At 41.3% G+C, this 17,281-nt stretch carries 16 protein-coding genes; 12 read left to right on the top strand and 4 right to left on the bottom strand.

All coding sequences use genetic code 11. From position 1 onward, the window contains the following. The first annotated feature begins 29 nt into the window (after nucleotides 1–29). From PESP_RS05955 to PESP_RS05935, 5 genes are all read left to right on the top strand, one after another. Nucleotides 30–1,460, top strand: a complete 1,431-nt coding sequence (locus PESP_RS05955; protein WP_089347213.1) for a sugar porter family MFS transporter — start codon at nucleotides 30–32, stop codon at nucleotides 1,458–1,460. Between the two features lie 224 nt (nucleotides 1,461–1,684). Beyond that, nucleotides 1,685–2,944, top strand: a complete 1,260-nt coding sequence (locus tag PESP_RS05950; RefSeq protein ID WP_089347212.1) for an OmpP1/FadL family transporter — start codon at nucleotides 1,685–1,687, stop codon at nucleotides 2,942–2,944. A gap of 1 nt (nucleotide 2,945) precedes the next feature. Beyond that, on the top strand, nucleotides 2,946–3,359 hold the full coding sequence (locus PESP_RS05945; protein ID WP_089349112.1) for a YeeE/YedE family protein: 414 nt from the start codon (nucleotides 2,946–2,948) through the stop codon (nucleotides 3,357–3,359). A 4-nt stretch (nucleotides 3,360–3,363) separates the two neighbouring features. Continuing rightward, on the top strand, nucleotides 3,364–3,765 hold the full coding sequence (locus PESP_RS05940; RefSeq protein WP_089347211.1) for a DUF6691 family protein: 402 nt from the start codon (nucleotides 3,364–3,366) through the stop codon (nucleotides 3,763–3,765). 153 nt (nucleotides 3,766–3,918) lie between these two features. Continuing rightward, nucleotides 3,919–4,998 carry a mechanosensitive ion channel family protein gene (locus PESP_RS05935; RefSeq protein ID WP_089347210.1) on the top strand — a complete coding sequence of 360 codons (1,080 nt, stop codon included), beginning with the start codon at nucleotides 3,919–3,921 and terminating at the stop codon, nucleotides 4,996–4,998. A gap of 105 nt (nucleotides 4,999–5,103) precedes the next feature. On the opposite strand, the gene PESP_RS05930 is transcribed toward PESP_RS05935, so the two are convergent. Further along, nucleotides 5,104–7,239, bottom strand: a complete 2,136-nt coding sequence (locus PESP_RS05930) for a TonB-dependent siderophore receptor (RefSeq protein WP_089347209.1) — start codon at nucleotides 7,237–7,239, stop codon at nucleotides 5,104–5,106. Nucleotides 7,240–7,483: 244 nt separating this feature from the next. Here PESP_RS05930 and PESP_RS05925 point away from each other — a divergent pair, with 244 nt between their 5' ends. After that, the gene (locus PESP_RS05925) at nucleotides 7,484–7,936 is read left to right on the top strand and encodes a DUF302 domain-containing protein (RefSeq protein WP_089347208.1); all 453 of its coding nucleotides are present in this window, start codon (nucleotides 7,484–7,486) and stop codon (nucleotides 7,934–7,936) included. Nucleotides 7,937–8,022: 86 nt separating this feature from the next. Here PESP_RS05925 and bamJ read toward each other — a convergent pair whose 3' ends face one another. From bamJ to PESP_RS05910, 3 genes are all read right to left on the bottom strand, one after another. Then, nucleotides 8,023–8,499 carry a BamJ family beta-barrel-assembly machinery protein gene (gene bamJ, locus PESP_RS05920; RefSeq protein WP_089347207.1) on the bottom strand — a complete coding sequence of 159 codons (477 nt, stop codon included), beginning with the start codon at nucleotides 8,497–8,499 and terminating at the stop codon, nucleotides 8,023–8,025. Then, nucleotides 8,500–10,923 (bottom strand): Lon protease family protein, encoded by a 2,424-nt coding sequence (locus tag PESP_RS05915; protein WP_245852149.1) that lies wholly within the window; start codon nucleotides 10,921–10,923, stop codon nucleotides 8,500–8,502. Nucleotides 10,924–11,000: 77 nt separating this feature from the next. Next, nucleotides 11,001–11,459, bottom strand: a complete 459-nt coding sequence (locus PESP_RS05910; RefSeq protein WP_089349111.1) for a zinc ribbon-containing protein — start codon at nucleotides 11,457–11,459, stop codon at nucleotides 11,001–11,003. Between the two features lie 174 nt (nucleotides 11,460–11,633). Here PESP_RS05910 and leuS point away from each other — a divergent pair, with 174 nt between their 5' ends. The 6 genes from leuS to rlmH are packed head-to-tail and all read left to right on the top strand — an operon-like array spanning nucleotide 11,634 to nucleotide 17,276. After that, entirely contained in the window at nucleotides 11,634–14,222 is a 2,589-nt protein-coding gene (gene leuS / locus PESP_RS05905) for a leucine--tRNA ligase (protein WP_089347205.1), read from the top strand. Further along, nucleotides 14,223–14,714, top strand: a complete 492-nt coding sequence (locus tag PESP_RS05900) for an LPS-assembly lipoprotein LptE (protein ID WP_089347204.1) — start codon at nucleotides 14,223–14,225, stop codon at nucleotides 14,712–14,714. After that, nucleotides 14,714–15,751: a DNA polymerase III subunit delta gene (holA, locus tag PESP_RS05895; RefSeq protein WP_089347203.1), complete on the top strand. Its 1,038-nt coding sequence runs from the start codon at nucleotides 14,714–14,716 to the stop codon at nucleotides 15,749–15,751. Before PESP_RS05900 ends, holA begins: the two co-directional genes overlap by 1 nt. 10 nt (nucleotides 15,752–15,761) lie before the next feature. Further along, nucleotides 15,762–16,397, top strand: coding sequence for a nicotinate-nucleotide adenylyltransferase (nadD, locus tag PESP_RS05890; protein WP_089347202.1), 636 nt, complete (start codon nucleotides 15,762–15,764; stop codon nucleotides 16,395–16,397). A 54-nt stretch (nucleotides 16,398–16,451) separates the two neighbouring features. Continuing rightward, a complete protein-coding gene (gene rsfS / locus PESP_RS05885; RefSeq protein ID WP_089347201.1) occupies nucleotides 16,452–16,769 on the top strand; it encodes a ribosome silencing factor in 318 nt (105 codons plus the stop codon). A 36-nt stretch (nucleotides 16,770–16,805) separates the two neighbouring features. Next, complete coding sequence (gene rlmH, locus PESP_RS05880) at nucleotides 16,806–17,276, top strand: 23S rRNA (pseudouridine(1915)-N(3))-methyltransferase RlmH (protein ID WP_089347200.1); 471 nt, start codon at nucleotides 16,806–16,808, stop codon at nucleotides 17,274–17,276. The last annotated feature ends 5 nt before the right edge of the window (nucleotides 17,277–17,281 follow it).

The following is a 17,281-nucleotide window of genomic DNA, read 5'->3' as shown; positions in this document are numbered from 1 at the left end:
CACAATAATAAAAATCAGGACACACAATTATGACATCACCTCTTTCGCCGAGCAGTAATAGCTCGGCGCACACATTGGGCACATGCTCTCTTTTTTACGTAATTTTTATCTCTGCCGTGGCTGCTATTGGTGGCTTTTTATTTGGTTTTGACTCGGGCGTTATTAACGGCACGGTGTCGGCACTCGGTAATGCTTTTAATTCAAGCAGTGTAGCTACGGGGTTTAATGTAGCCTCGGTATTATTAGGCTGCGCCGTGGGGGCACTTGCAGCGGGGCCGCTGGCTGATCAGTTTGGCCGCCGTGCAATTATGATCATCACCGCGATTATTTTTGCTATTAGCGCGTTTGGCTCAGGCATTAGCGAAAGCTCAGCTGAATTTATTTTTTACCGCTTATTTGGTGGTTTAGGCATTGGTGCAGCATCGGTATTGGCGCCAGCTTATATTGCAGAGGTTGCGCCACCTGCCCTTCGTGGTCGTTTAGCTACATTACAACAGCTTGCTATTGTATTAGGTTTATTTGCTGCTTTTTTAAGTAACTATTTAATTGCTGATGCTGCTGGTAGCGCGCAAAATATTTTAATGCTTGATATAGCCGCTTGGCGCTGGATGTTTTGGGCTGAGCTGGTGCCTGCAATACTGTTTTTAGTGGGTGTTTTGTTTATTCCTGAGTCGCCTCGTTATTTAGTGGCGCAAGGTAAAGTAGCCGATGCAAAAACGGTATTTAGTAAAATTTCGAACGACAACGTTGATGCGCAAATAAGCGATGTTAAAAGCTCTTTGCATAGCGATAAAAAGCCGAGTATTCGTGATTTATTTATTGATGGCAGTAAAAAAGTACACCCGATTGTATGGGCGGGTGTTGCGCTGAGTGTGTTTCAACAATTTGTAGGTATTAATGTGGTGTTTTATTACGGCTCTGAGCTTTGGCAAGCAGCTGGGTTTGACGAGTCGCAATCGCTATTTATAAATGTATTAGCGGGTACTACTAATATTGTATCGACCTTTATTGCTATTGCCCTTGTTGACAAAATTGGCCGTAAACCATTATTGCTTGTGGGCAGTGTGGGTATGTTTATTAGCTTAAGTGCGCTTACTTATATATTTGGCAGCGCAGGCCTAGATGAAGCAGGCAAGCTTGCACTTAGCGATAACATGGGTACGTTTGCGCTTATAATGGCTAACTTATTTGTAGTGTTTTTTGGTTTAAGTTGGGGCCCTGTTGTGTGGGTGTTATTAGGCGAAATGTTTAATAACCGAATTCGCGGTGCAGCGCTTGCTGTTGCTGCAAGCGCACAGTGGATTGCTAACTTTGCCATTACTATGACCTTCCCTATTATGTTGGCTAACATTGGCCTTGCGGGTGCGTACGGCTTTTATGCTTTATCGGCACTTATTAGCATATTTTTTGTGGCTAAATACATTACAGAAACCCGTGGTAAAACACTTGAGTCTATGTAATTAGCCTAATAAAAAGCGGTGAACCCTCTCACCGCTTTGTGTTTTTTAGCTAAATGATTGATTCAACAGTTGTATAAAAGGCTTAAGAAGTTACTGCGCTAAATATTGGATTCACTACTCACCCTTAATATTCCTTTTGACTATAAGTAATCGATTTAAATTCCTTTTTTGAGTGTAGAAAATTAGCTATTGTCCGCCTTTTCCCACTACGTTTGTCTATCAAAATGAAAAATAAGTTAGTATCTGGTTTGGCCCTTACCTTTGCTCTAGGTTCGTTTAACGCATTTGCTACCAATGGGTATTTTACTCATGGTTATGGCATGACCCACAAAGGCATGGCGGGTGCGGGTGTTGCGCTATCTGAAGAGTTAATGTCTGGCGCTAATAACCCTGCTACCTTTTTAGCGAATGGCACACAATTATCTGTGGGCTTAGAGCTTTTTTCGCCTGATCGAAAATACTCAGCATCCGATGTAGATACCTTTTACCCTGACGCATTTTACCTGCAAGCTAAAACCCAAAAAAGTGATAACACTTTTTTTGCTATTCCTGAATTTGCTATTGGCCACCAGCTCAACGACAAAGTAAATATTGGTTTATTAGTCTACGGTAATGGCGGTATGAACACCGACTACAGCGCCAACTCAGAGCCTGAAGGCACATTTTATGCTGGCACGACTGGCGTAGATTTAAAGCAATTATTTATTAGCCCAACAATAAGCTACAAACTTAACGAACAAATACGCCTTGGTGTATCACCTATTTATGCAGTGCAGCAATTTAAAGCTACAGGACTTGGAAACTTTGCGCCTTTTTCGCAATCGCCACAAGCGCTTACTAATAATGGTACCGATACCAGCACAGGTTTGGGTATTCAACTAGGTATTAGCCAAAATATAAACTCGTCATTAAGCTGGGGAGTAAGTTACCGCTCATCAGTGTCTATGCAAGAGTTTGATAGCTATAAAGGGTTGTTTGCAGAGCAAGGAGGGTTTGATTTACCGAGTTCACTTCAAATTGGCGCGGCTTATAAAATTACACCAAATAACCAGCTTGTATTTGATTGGCAAAAAATAAATTACAGTGAAGTAAAAAGCATTGCTAACCCAATTGATAATTTAATGTCAGCTCCACTGGGTGCCGATGCGGGTGCAGGCTTTGGCTGGGACGATATGACCATTTATAAACTGGGTTATCAATGGCAGCGTACAGCAAAGCAAAAAATTCGTTTTGGGGTTTCATATACAGAGCAACCTATTCCTTCATCAAACGTTTTACTAAATATTTTAGCCCCTGGTGTGCAAGAATGGCATTTCACTGCAGGTTTTAGCCATTCTTTTAGTAAAGCGGTACAATTAAATGCAATGGCTTTTTATTCGCCAGCTAAAAAAGTATCGGGTGCTAACTACTTAGCGCCAAATCAACAAATATCAATTGAAATGGAGCAGTCAGGCTTAGGTATGTCTGTTGTTTGGAGAATTTAAAATGGTTACAGAGTTTACGCCAATAGCTGCAGCTGTAGGTGGTGCTTTAATAGGTATAGCGTGCGCACTATTACTTGTTTTATACGGTAAAATTGCCGGTATATCTGGCATTGTTAAATCTGTTTTTAATAAGCAAACGTCTGAGTCGCGTTGGAAATTATACTTTATTGTAGGGCTATTATTGGCCGGTATTTCAGTGCGTATATTTGCGCCGTCGTTATTAGAAGGTGAGCTGAGCTTATCCCCTGTGCTTATTGTTATAGCTGGGCTACTTGTTGGTATGGGTACCTCTTTAGCTAACGGCTGCACAAGCGGCCATGGCGTATGTGGGATGTCGCGCTTTTCTACCCGTTCGTGGGTTTCAACATGTACATTTATGGGCGTGGCTATAATTACAGCAAACCTAGTAGGGTAAAAAAATGACAGCAGTAATTCATGTTATTTTAGGATTTATATTTGGCTTAGGGCTTATCATTAGTGGTATGACAAACCCTGACAAAGTACTTAACTTTTTAAATTTTCAAAACCAATGGGATGGCAGTTTAATTATTGTAATGGCTGTAGCTATGGGAATAATGATGCTTACGTGGTTTTGGGTTGCCAAAAAAGAGAAACCGCTACTTGGTGAAACATTTACTTTAAGCGATGTTAAAAACATTACTCCTCGGCTAATAATTGGCTCGGTATTGTTTGGTTTAGGTTGGGGATTAAGCGGCATATGCCCGGGCCCGGGCCTTGTACAGCTTACCTCTCTTAAAATGGAGTTTTGGTTATTTTTTGCAGCCGTACTTGGCGGTATGTGGATAGCTAAAAAAGTATAAATTTAACTCTTTATCCTTCATTAAAACTGGCAGGTATAAACTTGCCAGTTTAAACCCATTTAATTAACCCCTCTTTACTTGCTTAACCTAACTATTAGTTTAGGTACATAACTTGCTGCTTTACCCTTTAAGTTTTTAAAAAAGGGATCTGTAATGTCTGTTAATACGTTTTACAACCTAACAGAGCAGCCTTGGGTTGTTATTGCTATTTGCTTAGTTACGTTAACTATAGCCTTGTTTTGTATCCGCTTTTTTATAATGTACTGGCTCAAAAAGTGGACCTCTCATACTAAGTTTATTTTTGACAGTTTATTTATAGAGTCAATTTCTAAACCGCTCACCCTTTGCACAATCATTGTGCTACTCACCATTATAGAGCAAGGCCTTTTAATACAAGGCGAGCCTGTTACGCACTTTATTTCGTTTTCGACCATTAATATTATTTTGGGTTTAGTTGCCATTATTTTGTTTTTTGACCGCTTTTTTATTGGCACAATTAATTACTACAGCAAAGAGTCGGCAGTGGTTTTTAATTCGCAAAGTATTATTAAAGGCGTTATTAGGGTAAGCGTTTTATCGGTTGGTATTTTAGTTTTATTGGGGACTTTAGGTATTTCTATTACACCTATCATTGCATCTCTAGGTATTACATCACTGGCGGTAGCACTTGCCCTGCAACCCACCCTTGAAAACTTTTTTTCGGGTGTGCAGCTTGTTATAGATAAACCCATACGTGTGGGGGATTTTATTGAGCTTGAGTCAAAGGAGCAAGGCTTTGTAGAAAAAATTGGTTGGCGCTCTACGTGGGTTAAAATGCTGCCAAATAATATGATTATTATTCCTAATAGTCAGCTTTCTAAATCGCGTATTATTAATTACTTTTACCCCGAAAAAGAGCTGAGTGTACCTGTTGATGTAAGCGTACATTACAGCTCAGACTTAGAGTTTGTAGAGCAAGTAACGCTTGAGGTTGCGCGCCAAGTACTGATTGACCATGAGTGGGGCGTTGATGATTACAATACCTTTGTGGTGTATCACACCTTTGATAATTCAAGTATTAATTTTACCGTAATGCTGCGCGCAAAAGAGTACTTTAACCGATTTTGGGTTAAATCTGCTTTTATTAAAGCGCTGCATAAACGCTATAACCAAGAAGGTATTGTGATCCCCTTCCCTATTACAGCCATTAATACATCGCAAGAAACTGCTAATTTTAATAACGCTGAACATTAAAAAACCAAGATAAGCGTATGCCTACCTCGGTTTAATTATTTTACTACACGTAAAATTACGCGCTTTTATGCGAATAAAGCATAAGCAGCCGTTTACTAACGTGTTTTAAAATTTATAGGTCACTTGGCCTACTATTTCACGTGGGCTGCCAGGAAAGTGACCGTTGCGCTCACTAAAGCCACTTACTGTATATTCTTTATCGAATAGATTATTGATATTTACACTTAATAACACATCGTCAAAGCGGGTAGTCCAGCTCATGTCGAATACGGTAAAGGGTTTAACTTTTTGGCCGTCTTGGCTTATTTGCTCACTTACGTAATTTGCACCAAATGCAATAGACGAATCTATGTTATCAAGCGCAAAACGCGACCATAAACCAGCCTGATGGCGCGGCGCATTAGCAAAGCGAGAGCCATCACCGTAGGTGCTTGAAATAGTATCGCCCGTTACACCCTCTACAACCAATGTATCGTTATATGCGTAGTTAGCGGTTAGCGTCCAGTGCTCGGTTAAATCGCCCACCAGCGTTGTTTCAAACCCGCGGCTTTCTACCTCACCAATATTTAAAAGTGCTGCAATGCCATCACCCGCGCCAGTGTCGTCAGGGTTGCTCATTACTACATTTTCTTTATTAATTTGGTAAAGTGCAAAGGTGCTCATAATTTTGCCGTTAAGCCATTGGTTTTTCATACCAATTTCGGTTTGTTTACCGGTTTCTGGGGTTAAATTACCCTCGCCCTCTACATCTTCTTGGTCACCCGACGATGCGGGGTTAAAGCTTTCTGAGTAATTTATGTATACCGATGTGTTTTCAACAGGTTGGTATGTAACAGCCACGCGCGGTGTTACATCGTTATCTGAGTAACTGTAACCGGTTTCTTTGTTTAGCTCTTTAAAATAATCGTAACGCAGGCCTGCAATAACAGTCCATTGTTCGTTTATGCTCACAACGTCTTGTACGTATACGCCAAAACGGTCAGTTTCAACACCATCGCGGTTCATGTCGGTAAGGTTATAAGTACTTGGGTCGGTTTCGCCGTAATTTAAGTCAAATATGTTTAAATTAGCCACGCCGTCTGCTTCATAGCGGGCACGTAAGTAATCGTACTCGGTATCGACTATGTGGTAGTCGCCGCCAAATAATACTTGGTGCGTTAATTGGCCTTGCTCAAAGCTATAAACAAAGTCGGTAGTTAAGCTTGTTTCTTCGTTTGCGCGGTATTGCTTACGGTATTCGCGTTTAATGGTTTCGTCATCAATGTTTGCTTCACCATCGCCGTTTACATCTACCCAGCTTTGCGACTCATGGTAGGCTTGGTCGCGCTCGTTATCCATGTAACGTAGTGTGCTACTTACAGAAAAGTCATCATTAAAGTAATGCTTTAGCTCGGCTTGCAGCACTAACGCTTCCATGTCTTGGTAGTCAAATGCTTCGTTTGCGTTGTAACTTGGGTCAACTAAAAAATTACCATTGTCATCTACCGGCACACCACGTAAACGGTTACCACCTAAGTCTTGTTTGATGTAGTCAACACTTGTGGTTAGTGTGGTTGAATCTGTTAAATCAAATAACAAACCACCGGTAAACTCGGTGTTTTTTGAATCTGCATTATTACGAAAGCTGTCTTGCTCCTCGTAATAGCCACCTACACGATACGCCATGGTGTCGGTTAAACCGCCGGTCATATCAAGTGATGCACCATGCGTGTTGTAATTGCCAAGCGTTAGCTTTAGCTCTTTGCTTTGCGTGTACGAAGGCTTTTTAGTTACGTAGTTGATCATACCGCCTGGCTCACCGCCACCATATAACGCAGAGGCTGGGCCTTTTAATACTTCTACGCGCGCTACATTAAATAACTGCGGTACACCAAAGCCCGAGTAAGGGTCGCCACGTACGCCATCGTAAAATACGTTAGCGTCGTCTCTAAATCCACGAAAAGTAACGCCTGAATAGCTGTACTCACTTACCCCTGCTATAGAGCGGTATAAATCGGTAATGTCGCGTGCGGCTTGGTCAATAATAAGTTGCTCAGTTAATACCTGCGCAGATTGCGGTAATTTAATAAGATCTAAATCTGTTTTAGTACCAATTTTACTTTCGGTTTCTAGGTAAAACTGCTGAGCGCGGCCAGTTACTTCTATTGTTTCAATCTCGTTATTTTGCTCGGCAAATGCCACATTAGAAAAAGCAGAAAAAGACGCAGCAATACTGAGCGCCAAATATTTTTGGTTAAACATGTCGATCCTGAGGTGAGGTGAATAAAACGCCGCGAATGATAACGACTATCATTATTATGTGCAATGCAAATAATTTCATAATCATCCTTAATTTTCGAATTAACCGTAGCCAAAATAGGGCCTTAAACGCTTTTTGTGGGGTTTTTAACCATATACCTCTTTGTATAGTGTTGAACCAAATTAGTAACTCAGATAGTGTGTATTTTTCATACTCTTAATAAGCCGTTTTCATGAGGATCAAATAATGTTAAACCGACTATTTTTAGGTGTTATTTTACTATTAGCCACATGCGTGGTGAGTGCCAATGACAGCTTAGTGCAATTTCAAAGTAATTATTCTGTAAAGGAAACGGCAAACCGTTTTGAAAAAATAGCCAGTAGCAAAGGGTTAACTATTTTTGCGCGGGTAGACCATCAAAAAAACGCTCAAAATGTGAATATGAAATTGGCGCCAAGTGAAGTGATTATTTTTGGTAACCCAAAGGTAGGAACACCGTTAATGCAATGCCAGCAAAGCGTTGCGATAGATTTACCGCAAAAAGTACATATATCTCAAGACAACAACGGCCAAGTATGGCTTGCCTATAACAACCCAACTTATTTGCAAGAGCGCCATAATATAAAAGGCTGCGAAGAAGTACTTAATAAAATATCTGCGGTGCTTAATAAGCTTTCTATGGCAACGGTAGCCAAATAACCACAATTTAGATTTAAATCCAGGAAATAAAAAACCCGCTGATAAGTTAGCCGGTTTTATACAATTAATAACACTAAGCGCCTGTATTAAGACTCAATAGCTAAAAGCTCTACTTCAAAAATAAGCAGTGATGCAGGTGGAATACTGCCCACTCGCTTTTCACCGTAGGCTAATTGGTGCGGTACATAAAAAATGTATTTATCGCCAGGGCTCATAAGCTGTAGGCCTTCGGTCCAACCTTTAATTACTTGGTGTAAACCAAAGCTAATTGGCGTTTTACGCTCTACTGAGCTGTCAAAGACAGTGCCGTCGATTAATGTACCGTGGTAGTGCACGTTAACCATGCTAGTTGGGCTTGGTGTATTTTCGCTTTCACCTTTATGCAGCACTTTATATTGCAAACCAGAGGCGGTTTCTATTACGCCCTCTACTTTTGCATTAGCTACAAGGTAGTCGGCTTCAATTTGCGCATTTACACCTGCTTGTTGCTTGGCTTTTTTACTGTTTTGAAATATTAAAAAACAAAATATAGCGATGATCACCGCCAAAATAATATTAATCATTTAGTGTTTTTCCTCATCTTCATCGGCGTCTTTATCTTCTTCGCTGTCGCCATTAACTATGTCGGCTATGTCTTTTAAGCGTGCTAAAGCAATACCGTTAACAGAATCCTCTGGGTATTGCCCGTCAATAACATTGCCTGCATCAATATCCATTAATAAGTTAAGTGCTTGGTCTACCGTTTCTACGGCGTAAATATTAAACTTCCCACGCTCTACAGCATTAAGGATTTCATCATCAAGTACTAAGTTAACTTGGTTAGATTTAGGAATAATAACGCCCTGCTCGCCTGTTAAACCGCGCATTTTACACAGCTTAAAAAAGCCTTCTATTTTTTCGTTTACACCACCAATGGCTTGTACATCACCATGTTGGTTAATAGAGCCTGTAAGGGCAATAGATTGGCTAATAGGCAAGCTGGTAATGGCCGATATAAGCGCACACAGCTCAGCCAGTGAGGCGCTATCGCCATCTATATAACCGTAGCTTTGCTCTATGGCTATGTTAGCGCTTAGCGTTAAGCTAAAGTGCTGCGCGTATTTATTACCTAAATAGCCCGTTAATAACATTACACCTTTTGAGTGAATTGCTTTACCCAGCTCGGCTTCACGCTCAACATCTATTACGCCATCAGCGCCTGCATACACGGTAGCGGTTATACGTGCTGGTGTGCCAAACGAGGTATCGCCAATGTGCAGCACGGTTAAACCGTTTACTTTACCTATGGCTTGGCCTTGTGTGGCAATAAGCGTGTGGCCTTCTTTTATATCGCTTAGCATATTTTCGCTAATTTGGCCGGTGCGGTATTGTTTGCCTTCAATGGCTTCATCAATGTGATGCGCATCAATCAGTGTTTGTTTATCTTGCTTGGCGTAAAAGCTGGCCTCAGCGACCAGTTCAAGTACATCGGCAAAACGCGCCGATAACTTATTATGGTGCTCTGCTTGGCGGTAGCTAAATTTAAGTAAACGCACCATAGCCGCCTCTGTGGTGGTGCACTTTAACGTTTGTTGGCAATACTCAGTAACTTTAGTAATAAACTGGTACTGTAGTTTATCGCTGCTTGGCAAGTAATAGTCAAAATCGGCAAGTACTCTAAATAGTTCTGCAAATTCTTCGTCGTATTCACCTATGGTGTAATAAAGCTCACGAGAGCCTAATAAAATAATTTTTACATCAAGCGGTATTAATTGCGGGCGCAGCGTGAAGCTACTGCCTACTGAGCTGTCTTGGTACGGTAAATCGTTTTTAATTTGGTGCGTTTTTAGCGAAAGCTTTAAACCATCCCACACTTGTGGGTTAGCCATGACTTTTTCAGCATCCATAATTAAGTAACCGCCATTGGCACGATGTAATGCACCTGGCTGAATTGAGCGGTAACTTGTTATCAGTGAGCCTTGCGAAGTTGAATACTCAATTTTACCAAATATATTGCCAAAGGTTGGGTTTGGCTCATACACCACAGGCGCTGCATCGTCTTCTTTAAACTCAACTAAAATGTTAGGCCCAAAAAAGTCGGTAAGCATGCCCTTGCGGTCAAAGTCTTCTTTGCTTTCTTCGCTTTCGTCTTCATCGTCAAGCCACTCAAGTACCGCGTCTATAATTTCTACACGTATATCTTTTAAATAACGCAGTACACCAATGTGAGTGGCGTATTTGTGCTCTAAATCTTTTAGTAGCGGTTTTGTAGCTTGCTCTGCGGTGGCCTTTTTAAGGTTACGCTGTTTTTCTTTTGATTCGCGCTTCCAACGAGGTAATTCAATGAGCGCTTCTATTAACGCATCTTCTAGTTTTTCAATTTTTTCAAAAAACTCTTCGCGCAAATCCTCTTCAAGCTCTGCAAATTCGTTATCGCTTAACTGCCTGCCATCAACAAGTGGCGCAAACCCTACCGAGTTTTTTTCTTCAACTAACGCTACGCTTTGCTCAAATGCAGCAATTTCCACTGCAGTAATGGCACCATCGTAGGCATCGTTAAATTCACGGTCGATTGATTTTTTCTTGCGTTGATACGCTGGGTTATCGAACGCTGCCGGAAAAGTGTCGAGTACTTCATCTAAAAACGAGTCAATGTCGTCACTTAGCTGCTTGCTTTGCCCTGCTTGCATAAATAGCGCAATAGGCTCGCGGTGGTCGTCGTAATTATTTACGTATAACCATTCGTTTGGCGTTGGGCGGTCTTTTGCGTGTTGTTTAAGTTTATCTTTTACCAGTGTAAAACGCCCGTGTGCGGCCTCACCCATGACATATACATTGTAACCTGGTAAATCCATTCCTAATGAAAAGTCGAGGGCACTTTGGGCACGTTGTTGGCCTATAAAGGTAAGTTGCTCTGGGTATGGATTGTTCATACACGTGTTTACGTGATTAGTAGAAATACTCGGCGCAAGCTGAGAAACAGATAGTGGCAGCAGTTTTTTCGTCATTCTAACTTCTTTTTTTACCAACATAATCGCTGGCTTTGGGCGTATTAAGTGGCCTACAAGCCACTTAATACATATATTTAGGGTTGTAATGCCTTACGGCTAAAATAAATACCATCACATTCAATACACGGTGTTATTTGTGTAGCGTGATAAATATCAAAACTATGGGTGCAATTCTTACATACTAATGTGCCCATGGCTATCCATTCACCCACGTGATAAGTGCCATTGTGCTTAAAATCTTGGCTAAGCGACTGCCACTCTAATTGGGTTTTGTCTTCTATGTGGGAAAGCTCATACCATAAAGACTCTTTAAGCTCTTGCCATGCAAGCGAATTATAGTGCGATTCGTTTTCTTGAACGTGTTCTATGTCGCGCTGCAAATAACTTTTGTATAAGCCGTATTTTTCTTTGCCTAAATCTTTAAGTGCTTGCTCAGATTCAACAAATCGGGTCATTGCATCTTTTACTTCGTGGTCTTTTACATCTTTTAACCACGTAGTGAGGTCGCTAAGCCATGTTTTATAATCTGCCATTTTATACTCCATCAAAATCAAGGGCGTGTTGGCCTTAAACATAGATAAGTATAGGTTAACCTGCACTGAAAGTGAGATTTTAACAAAACCGTGCTTATACGCTGTGATTAGGCTTTTATTTGGGGTATCCTATCGGCAATTTTTTATTAGTTTGCAAGAAGTCTGGAATCATAGATGCAAGAGCAATATAACCCGCAAGACATAGAGTCAAAAGTCCAAAGTTACTGGGAAGAAAACCAGGTATTTAAAGTCACCGAAGATGAGAGCAAAGAAAAGTATTACTGTCTTTCTATGTTCCCATACCCAAGTGGTCGACTGCATATGGGTCATGTGCGTAACTACACCATTGGTGATGTTGTTTCTCGTTTCCAGCGCCTGCAAGGTAAAAACGTAATGCAACCTATGGGTTGGGATGCGTTTGGTTTACCTGCAGAAAACGCTGCTATTAAAAACAAAACAGCCCCTGCAAAGTGGACTTACGAAAACATTGATTACATGCGCAACCAACTTAAGCAATTAGGTTTTGGTTACGACTGGGATCGCGAAATTGCAACCTGTCACCCAGAATATTACAAGTGGGAACAATGGTTTTTCACTAAGCTTTACGAAAAAGGCCTAGTATACAAAAAAATGTCTACGGTTAACTGGGATCCGGTTGATCAAACTGTACTTGCTAACGAGCAAGTAATTGACGGCCGTGGTTGGCGCTCAGGCGCTGTGGTTGAACAAAAAGAAATACCGCAGTGGTTTATTAAAATTACCGACTACGCACAAGAGCTTTTAGACGATTTAGATAAATTAGAAGACTGGCCTGAGCAAGTTAAAACCATGCAGCGCAACTGGATTGGTCGCTCTGAAGGGTTAGACATTGAGTTTACGCGTACCGACAACAACGAAAAGTTTAGCGTATACACTACGCGCCCAGATACATTTATGGGTGTAACTTACCTTGCTGTTGCCGGTGGCCACCCTATTGCACAAGAAGCCGCTAAAAACAGCGATGCAATTGCAATGTTTGTTGAAGAATGCAAAAACACCAAAGTAGCCGAAGCAGACATGGCAACAATGGAGAAAAAAGGCATTGCAACTGGCTTTTACGCAACTCACCCATTAACAGGCGAGCAAGTGCCTATTTGGGTCGCTAACTTTGTACTTATGCATTACGGCTCTGGCGCGGTAATGGCAGTACCTGCACACGACCAACGTGACTATGAATTTGCTACCGCTTACGGCCTAGACATAAAACAAGTTATTGCACCGGTTGAAGGCTCAGACCTTGAAGTAAACCTAGCGCAAGAAGCATTCACCGAAAAAGGTGTATTAGTTAATTCTGGCGAGTTTGATGGCCTTGATTTTGAAGGCGCATTTAATGCTGTTGCCGACAAACTAGAAGCACTAGGTGTAGGTGAGCGTAAAGTTAACTTCCGTCTACGCGATTGGGGCGTTAGCCGTCAGCGTTACTGGGGTTCTCCAATTCCAATGCTGAGCGACGAAAACGGCAACGAGCTTGCTGCAACAGAAGATATGCTACCAGTTCGCTTACCAGAAGATGTGGTAATGAACGGTGTTACATCGCCAATTAAAGCAGACCCAGAATGGGCTAAAGCAACAGTAAACGGCGTACCTGCAACACACGAAACAGATACCTTTGATACCTTTATGGAATCATCTTGGTATTACGCACGTTACTGTAGCCCTCGCCATGACGAAGGCATGCTAGACCCTGCTGCAGCTAATTACTGGTTACCTGTAAACCAATACATTGGTGGTATTGAGCACGCTATTTTACATTTATTGTACTCGCGTTTTTTCCACAAATTATTACGTGACTTTGGTTTAGTAAATTCAGACGAACCGTTTGACCGCTTACTTTGTCAAGGTATGGTACTTGCCGAAACGTTTTATCGTAAAGATGAAAAAGGCGGCGATGTATGGATTTCGCCAAGCGATGTAAATACCGAAACTGACGATAAAGGCCGTGTAACTAAAGCATGGCACAAAAAAGATGGCGAGCCGGTATTCTCATCAGGCATGAGTAAAATGTCTAAGTCTAAAAACAACGGGATAGACCCACAAGAAGTAATTGCCCAATACGGTGCAGATACAGTGCGTTTATTCATGATGTTTACTGCACCACCAGAGCAAACACTTGAATGGTCAGACTCAGGGGTTGAAGGCGCACACCGCTTCTTAAAACGTGTATGGAAATACGCGGTAGACGTTAAAACTGTTGGTTACCAAGCACTTGATAAATCGGCGCTTACTAACCCACAAAAAGTACTGCGTCGTGAGCTACACAAAGCCATTGCTAAAGTAAGTGATGATGTTGAGCGTCGCCAAACGTTTAACACTGCCATTGCCGCTATTATGGAGCTTTCTAACAAGTTATTAAAAGCGCCATTAAACGACACGCAAGACGTAGCCATTGCCAACGAAGCACTTGAAGCATTACTTATTATGCTTGCGCCAATAACACCGCATTTATCGCACGAGTTATGGCAAGAGCTTGGTAAAGAAGGCGACATTTTAGACGCCGCATGGCCAAAGGTTGATGAGTCTGCCCTAGTTGAAGATGAAAAGTTAATCATTGTTCAAGTAAACGGCAAACTACGCGCTAAGCTCACTGTGGCAGCTGATGCAACGCAAGAGCAAGTAGAAGCGCTTGCGTTTGCTGAGTCTAACGTAACTAAATTTACTGATGGCGCAACCATTCGTAAAATCATTTACGTACCAGGCAAACTATTAAACGTGGTAGCTAACTAAATGGTTAGCTTTAACGCCCTTAAAAACACATTAGCCTTAGTGCTAATGTGTTTTGTGTTATCAAGCTGTGGCTTTCATTTAAAAAAAGCTTCAAGCCTGCCCGATAACCTTAAAACACTTACACTTAAAGGTGATGACGAAAAATCATCGTTATTTTTAGAGCTTAAAAAAGAGCTAAAAGCGAGTAACGTTGAGCTTACGCCATCGGCTAAAAACATTGCGCAACTGTATTTACGCAAAGAAACCATTGAGCGCCAAACACTGTCGTTGTTTCAAAATGGTCAGGTTGCTGAATACGAACTTGCTTATGGTGTATCGTACGTAGTTAAACGCCCAGGCGAAAAAGCCATTGAACAACGCTTTGAGCTTTATCGTAACTACCAAGATGACCCCGATCACGCTTTAGCTAAAGCAAAAGAACTTGATTTACTTATTGTCGAAATTCGTAAACAAGCGAGTCGTCGAATTGTTAGAGAGCTGTCGCAACTGTAATGCGTTGTTATGCTAACCAGTTACCAAGCGAGCTTAAAAAAGGCTTAAAACCATTTTATTTAGTGTTTGGTGAAGAACCCTTTCAAGAGGCGCAGTGCGTACAGCAAATTAGAGCTGCAGCCAAAGCCCAAGGCTTTGATGAGGTCATTAAGTTTACCTTAATGCAAGGGTTTGATTGGCAAGAAATTATAGCTCAATATCAAAGTATGTCTTTGTTTAGTGCACGCACCATTATTGAGCTTGATTTAAACCAGCAAAAGCCTGGCACCGTTGGCAGTAACACCTTCAAAAAGTTAGTTGAACTCATCAACCCCGATACCCTATTAATTGTTAAAGGTGCTAAAGCCAGCCAAGATGTACAACGTGGCGCCTGGTTTAAAGCGCTTGATAAACATGGTGTATTTGTACCTTGCTACCCACTGAGCGGTAACCATTTAAAGCGCTGGTTAGATGAGCAAGCAGCACGGCTTTCGCTTAATATGCAAAACGAAGCAAAGCTGAGCTTAATTAACGCCACCGAAGGCAATTTATTAGCGTGTTTTCAGGAGCTTGAAAAGCTTTCACTGCTACATGGTAATGCTTTAATAACACAGCAATTGGTGATGCAAGGGCTATTAAATCAAGCCAAGTTTGATATTTTTGACTTAAGTGATGCCCTATTAAACGGCCACGCTAAACAAGCCATTAAAGTACTCAATAAATTAGCCAGCGATAATACCGAAGTAGTGAGTATTTTATGGGCTATAAATAAAGAGCTCACTACCTTATTAAATGTTCAGCAAGGACTTTTAAATGGCGAGCCACTTGCTAACTTATTCAAAAAAAATGGTATTTGGAAAAATAACCAAGCCCCGGTACAAAATGCGATTAATCGCTTAAACATTCATACCCTTGAGCACATTAGTAGTGAGCTTGCATTATTTGATTCAAGTTACAAACAAGGTAATTTAATAGCACCTTACCAAGCACTTGCTCATATATGTATAAAGTTTTGCCAGCCGCTTGATATTCCTATGCCGTGTCACGCATTAAATTAAGATACTTTAAATGATTGCAATTTTTGGCGGCACTTTCGACCCCGTGCATTTAGGCCATATTAATATGGCAACGCAATGCGTTAACGCGTTTAACTTAAATACCTTGTATTTTATGCCCTGCGCTTTACCGGCGCACAAAGCTGCGCCTGGCATTAGCACCGAGCACCGTATTAATATGCTCAATGCAGCCATTGCTCCCTACTCGTTTTTTCAACTTGATTTAAGAGAGCTTAATCGTACAGGGCCTTCGTATTCGTTATTAAGCTTGCAAGAGCTAAGAGCTGAGCATCCAACCACGCCGATTATATTTTTAATTGGTATGGACTCATTTAATAATCTCGACAAATGGTATGAATGGCAGGCTATTACTCAGCTTTGCCATATTGTGGTGTATCAACGTCCTGGGCAATTATGTAACCCTCGACCTGCACTTAACACTTATATGCTAAATGCCCAAACTAACGATGCACAACAACTTGAATACACACCATTTGGTAAATTGTATTTTTTACCGGGCGAAACCCTTGATGCGGCTTCAAGCTCTATCCGAGAGCAATTAAAAAAAACCAATAAAAATAATGAACTATTACCTGATTCTGTGAGTCACTACATTGAGCAACACCAGCTCTATCAAAGTGGTGATTAAAACCCCCTAGCATGTTAAAATGCACGCTATTAAATTTAAAATTGAGACAATACCTTGGATTCGAAACAACTACTTGCCTTTGCACTAGATAAAATTGACGACATGAAAGCACGTGACGTGGTTCAACTAGACGTACGTGACACCTCAGACATTACCGATTACATGGTTGTGTGTTCGGGTACTTCTAAACGTCATGTGCAATCAATTGCCGATAACGTAGCAAAAGAAGCTCGCCACGCAGGCGAAGAACCTTTAGGTTACGAAGGTCAAGACGAAGGCGAATGGGTACTGGTAGATTTAGGTGATGTAGTTGTACACGTGATGCAAGATCACGCACGTAGCTATTACGATCTAGAAAAACTGTGGGGCTAAGCGCCACTATTTTTTAATTGAGCTTGGAAGTAATACGTGAAAATACAAATGATTGCCGTTGGTACAAAAATGCCAGCATGGGTAGAAACCGGATTTGGAGAATACCAACGCCGTTTTCCAAAAGATATGGCGCTTGAGTTAATAGAAATTCCGGCCGGTAAACGCGGTAAAAATGCAGATATAAAACGCATTTTACATACCGAAGGCGAAAAAACCTTAGCCGCTATTCCTAAAGGCAATCGTATTGTTACCTTAGAGGTAACAGGTAAACCACTTGATACTCACCAGCTTGCTAAAAATATGGAAAAATGGCAACTCGACGGCCGCGATGTAAGTTTACTTATTGGCGGCCCTGAAGGACTTGCTCCCGAATGTATTGCCGCCTCTGAGCAAAAATGGTCGTTATCTAACCTAACTTTACCGCACCCTTTAGTGCGCATAATTGTTGCCGAAAGCCTTTACCGTGGCTGGAGCTTAAATAACAACCATCCTTATCATCGCGAGTAACGCCT

It is taken from the genome of Pseudoalteromonas espejiana DSM 9414, from assembly GCF_002221525.1.
In the GTDB taxonomy this organism is placed as follows: Bacteria; Pseudomonadota; Gammaproteobacteria; order Enterobacterales; family Alteromonadaceae; genus Pseudoalteromonas; species Pseudoalteromonas espejiana.
This window is presented reverse-complemented; position numbering and strand designations above follow the sequence as displayed.

Bases quoted from the DNA above. Each gene is read 5' to 3' on its own strand.
- PESP_RS05955 (WP_089347213.1), top strand. From the start codon at position 30: ATGACATCACCTCTTTCGCCGAGCAGTAATAGCTCGGCGCACACATTG.
- PESP_RS05950 (WP_089347212.1), top strand. From the start codon at position 1,685: ATGAAAAATAAGTTAGTATCTGGTTTGGCCCTTACCTTTGCTCTAGGT.
- PESP_RS05945 (WP_089349112.1), top strand. From the start codon at position 2,946: ATGGTTACAGAGTTTACGCCAATAGCTGCAGCTGTAGGTGGTGCTTTA.
- PESP_RS05940 (WP_089347211.1), top strand. From the start codon at position 3,364: ATGACAGCAGTAATTCATGTTATTTTAGGATTTATATTTGGCTTAGGG.
- PESP_RS05935 (WP_089347210.1), top strand. From the start codon at position 3,919: ATGTCTGTTAATACGTTTTACAACCTAACAGAGCAGCCTTGGGTTGTT.
- PESP_RS05930 (WP_089347209.1), bottom strand. From the start codon at position 7,239: ATGTTTAACCAAAAATATTTGGCGCTCAGTATTGCTGCGTCTTTTTCT.
- PESP_RS05925 (WP_089347208.1), top strand. From the start codon at position 7,484: ATGTTAAACCGACTATTTTTAGGTGTTATTTTACTATTAGCCACATGC.
- bamJ (WP_089347207.1), bottom strand. From the start codon at position 8,499: ATGATTAATATTATTTTGGCGGTGATCATCGCTATATTTTGTTTTTTA.
- PESP_RS05915 (WP_245852149.1), bottom strand. From the start codon at position 10,923: ATGACGAAAAAACTGCTGCCACTATCTGTTTCTCAGCTTGCGCCGAGT.
- PESP_RS05910 (WP_089349111.1), bottom strand. From the start codon at position 11,459: ATGGCAGATTATAAAACATGGCTTAGCGACCTCACTACGTGGTTAAAA.
- leuS (WP_089347205.1), top strand. From the start codon at position 11,634: ATGCAAGAGCAATATAACCCGCAAGACATAGAGTCAAAAGTCCAAAGT.
- PESP_RS05900 (WP_089347204.1), top strand. From the start codon at position 14,223: ATGGTTAGCTTTAACGCCCTTAAAAACACATTAGCCTTAGTGCTAATG.
- holA (WP_089347203.1), top strand. From the start codon at position 14,714: ATGCGTTGTTATGCTAACCAGTTACCAAGCGAGCTTAAAAAAGGCTTA.
- nadD (WP_089347202.1), top strand. From the start codon at position 15,762: ATGATTGCAATTTTTGGCGGCACTTTCGACCCCGTGCATTTAGGCCAT.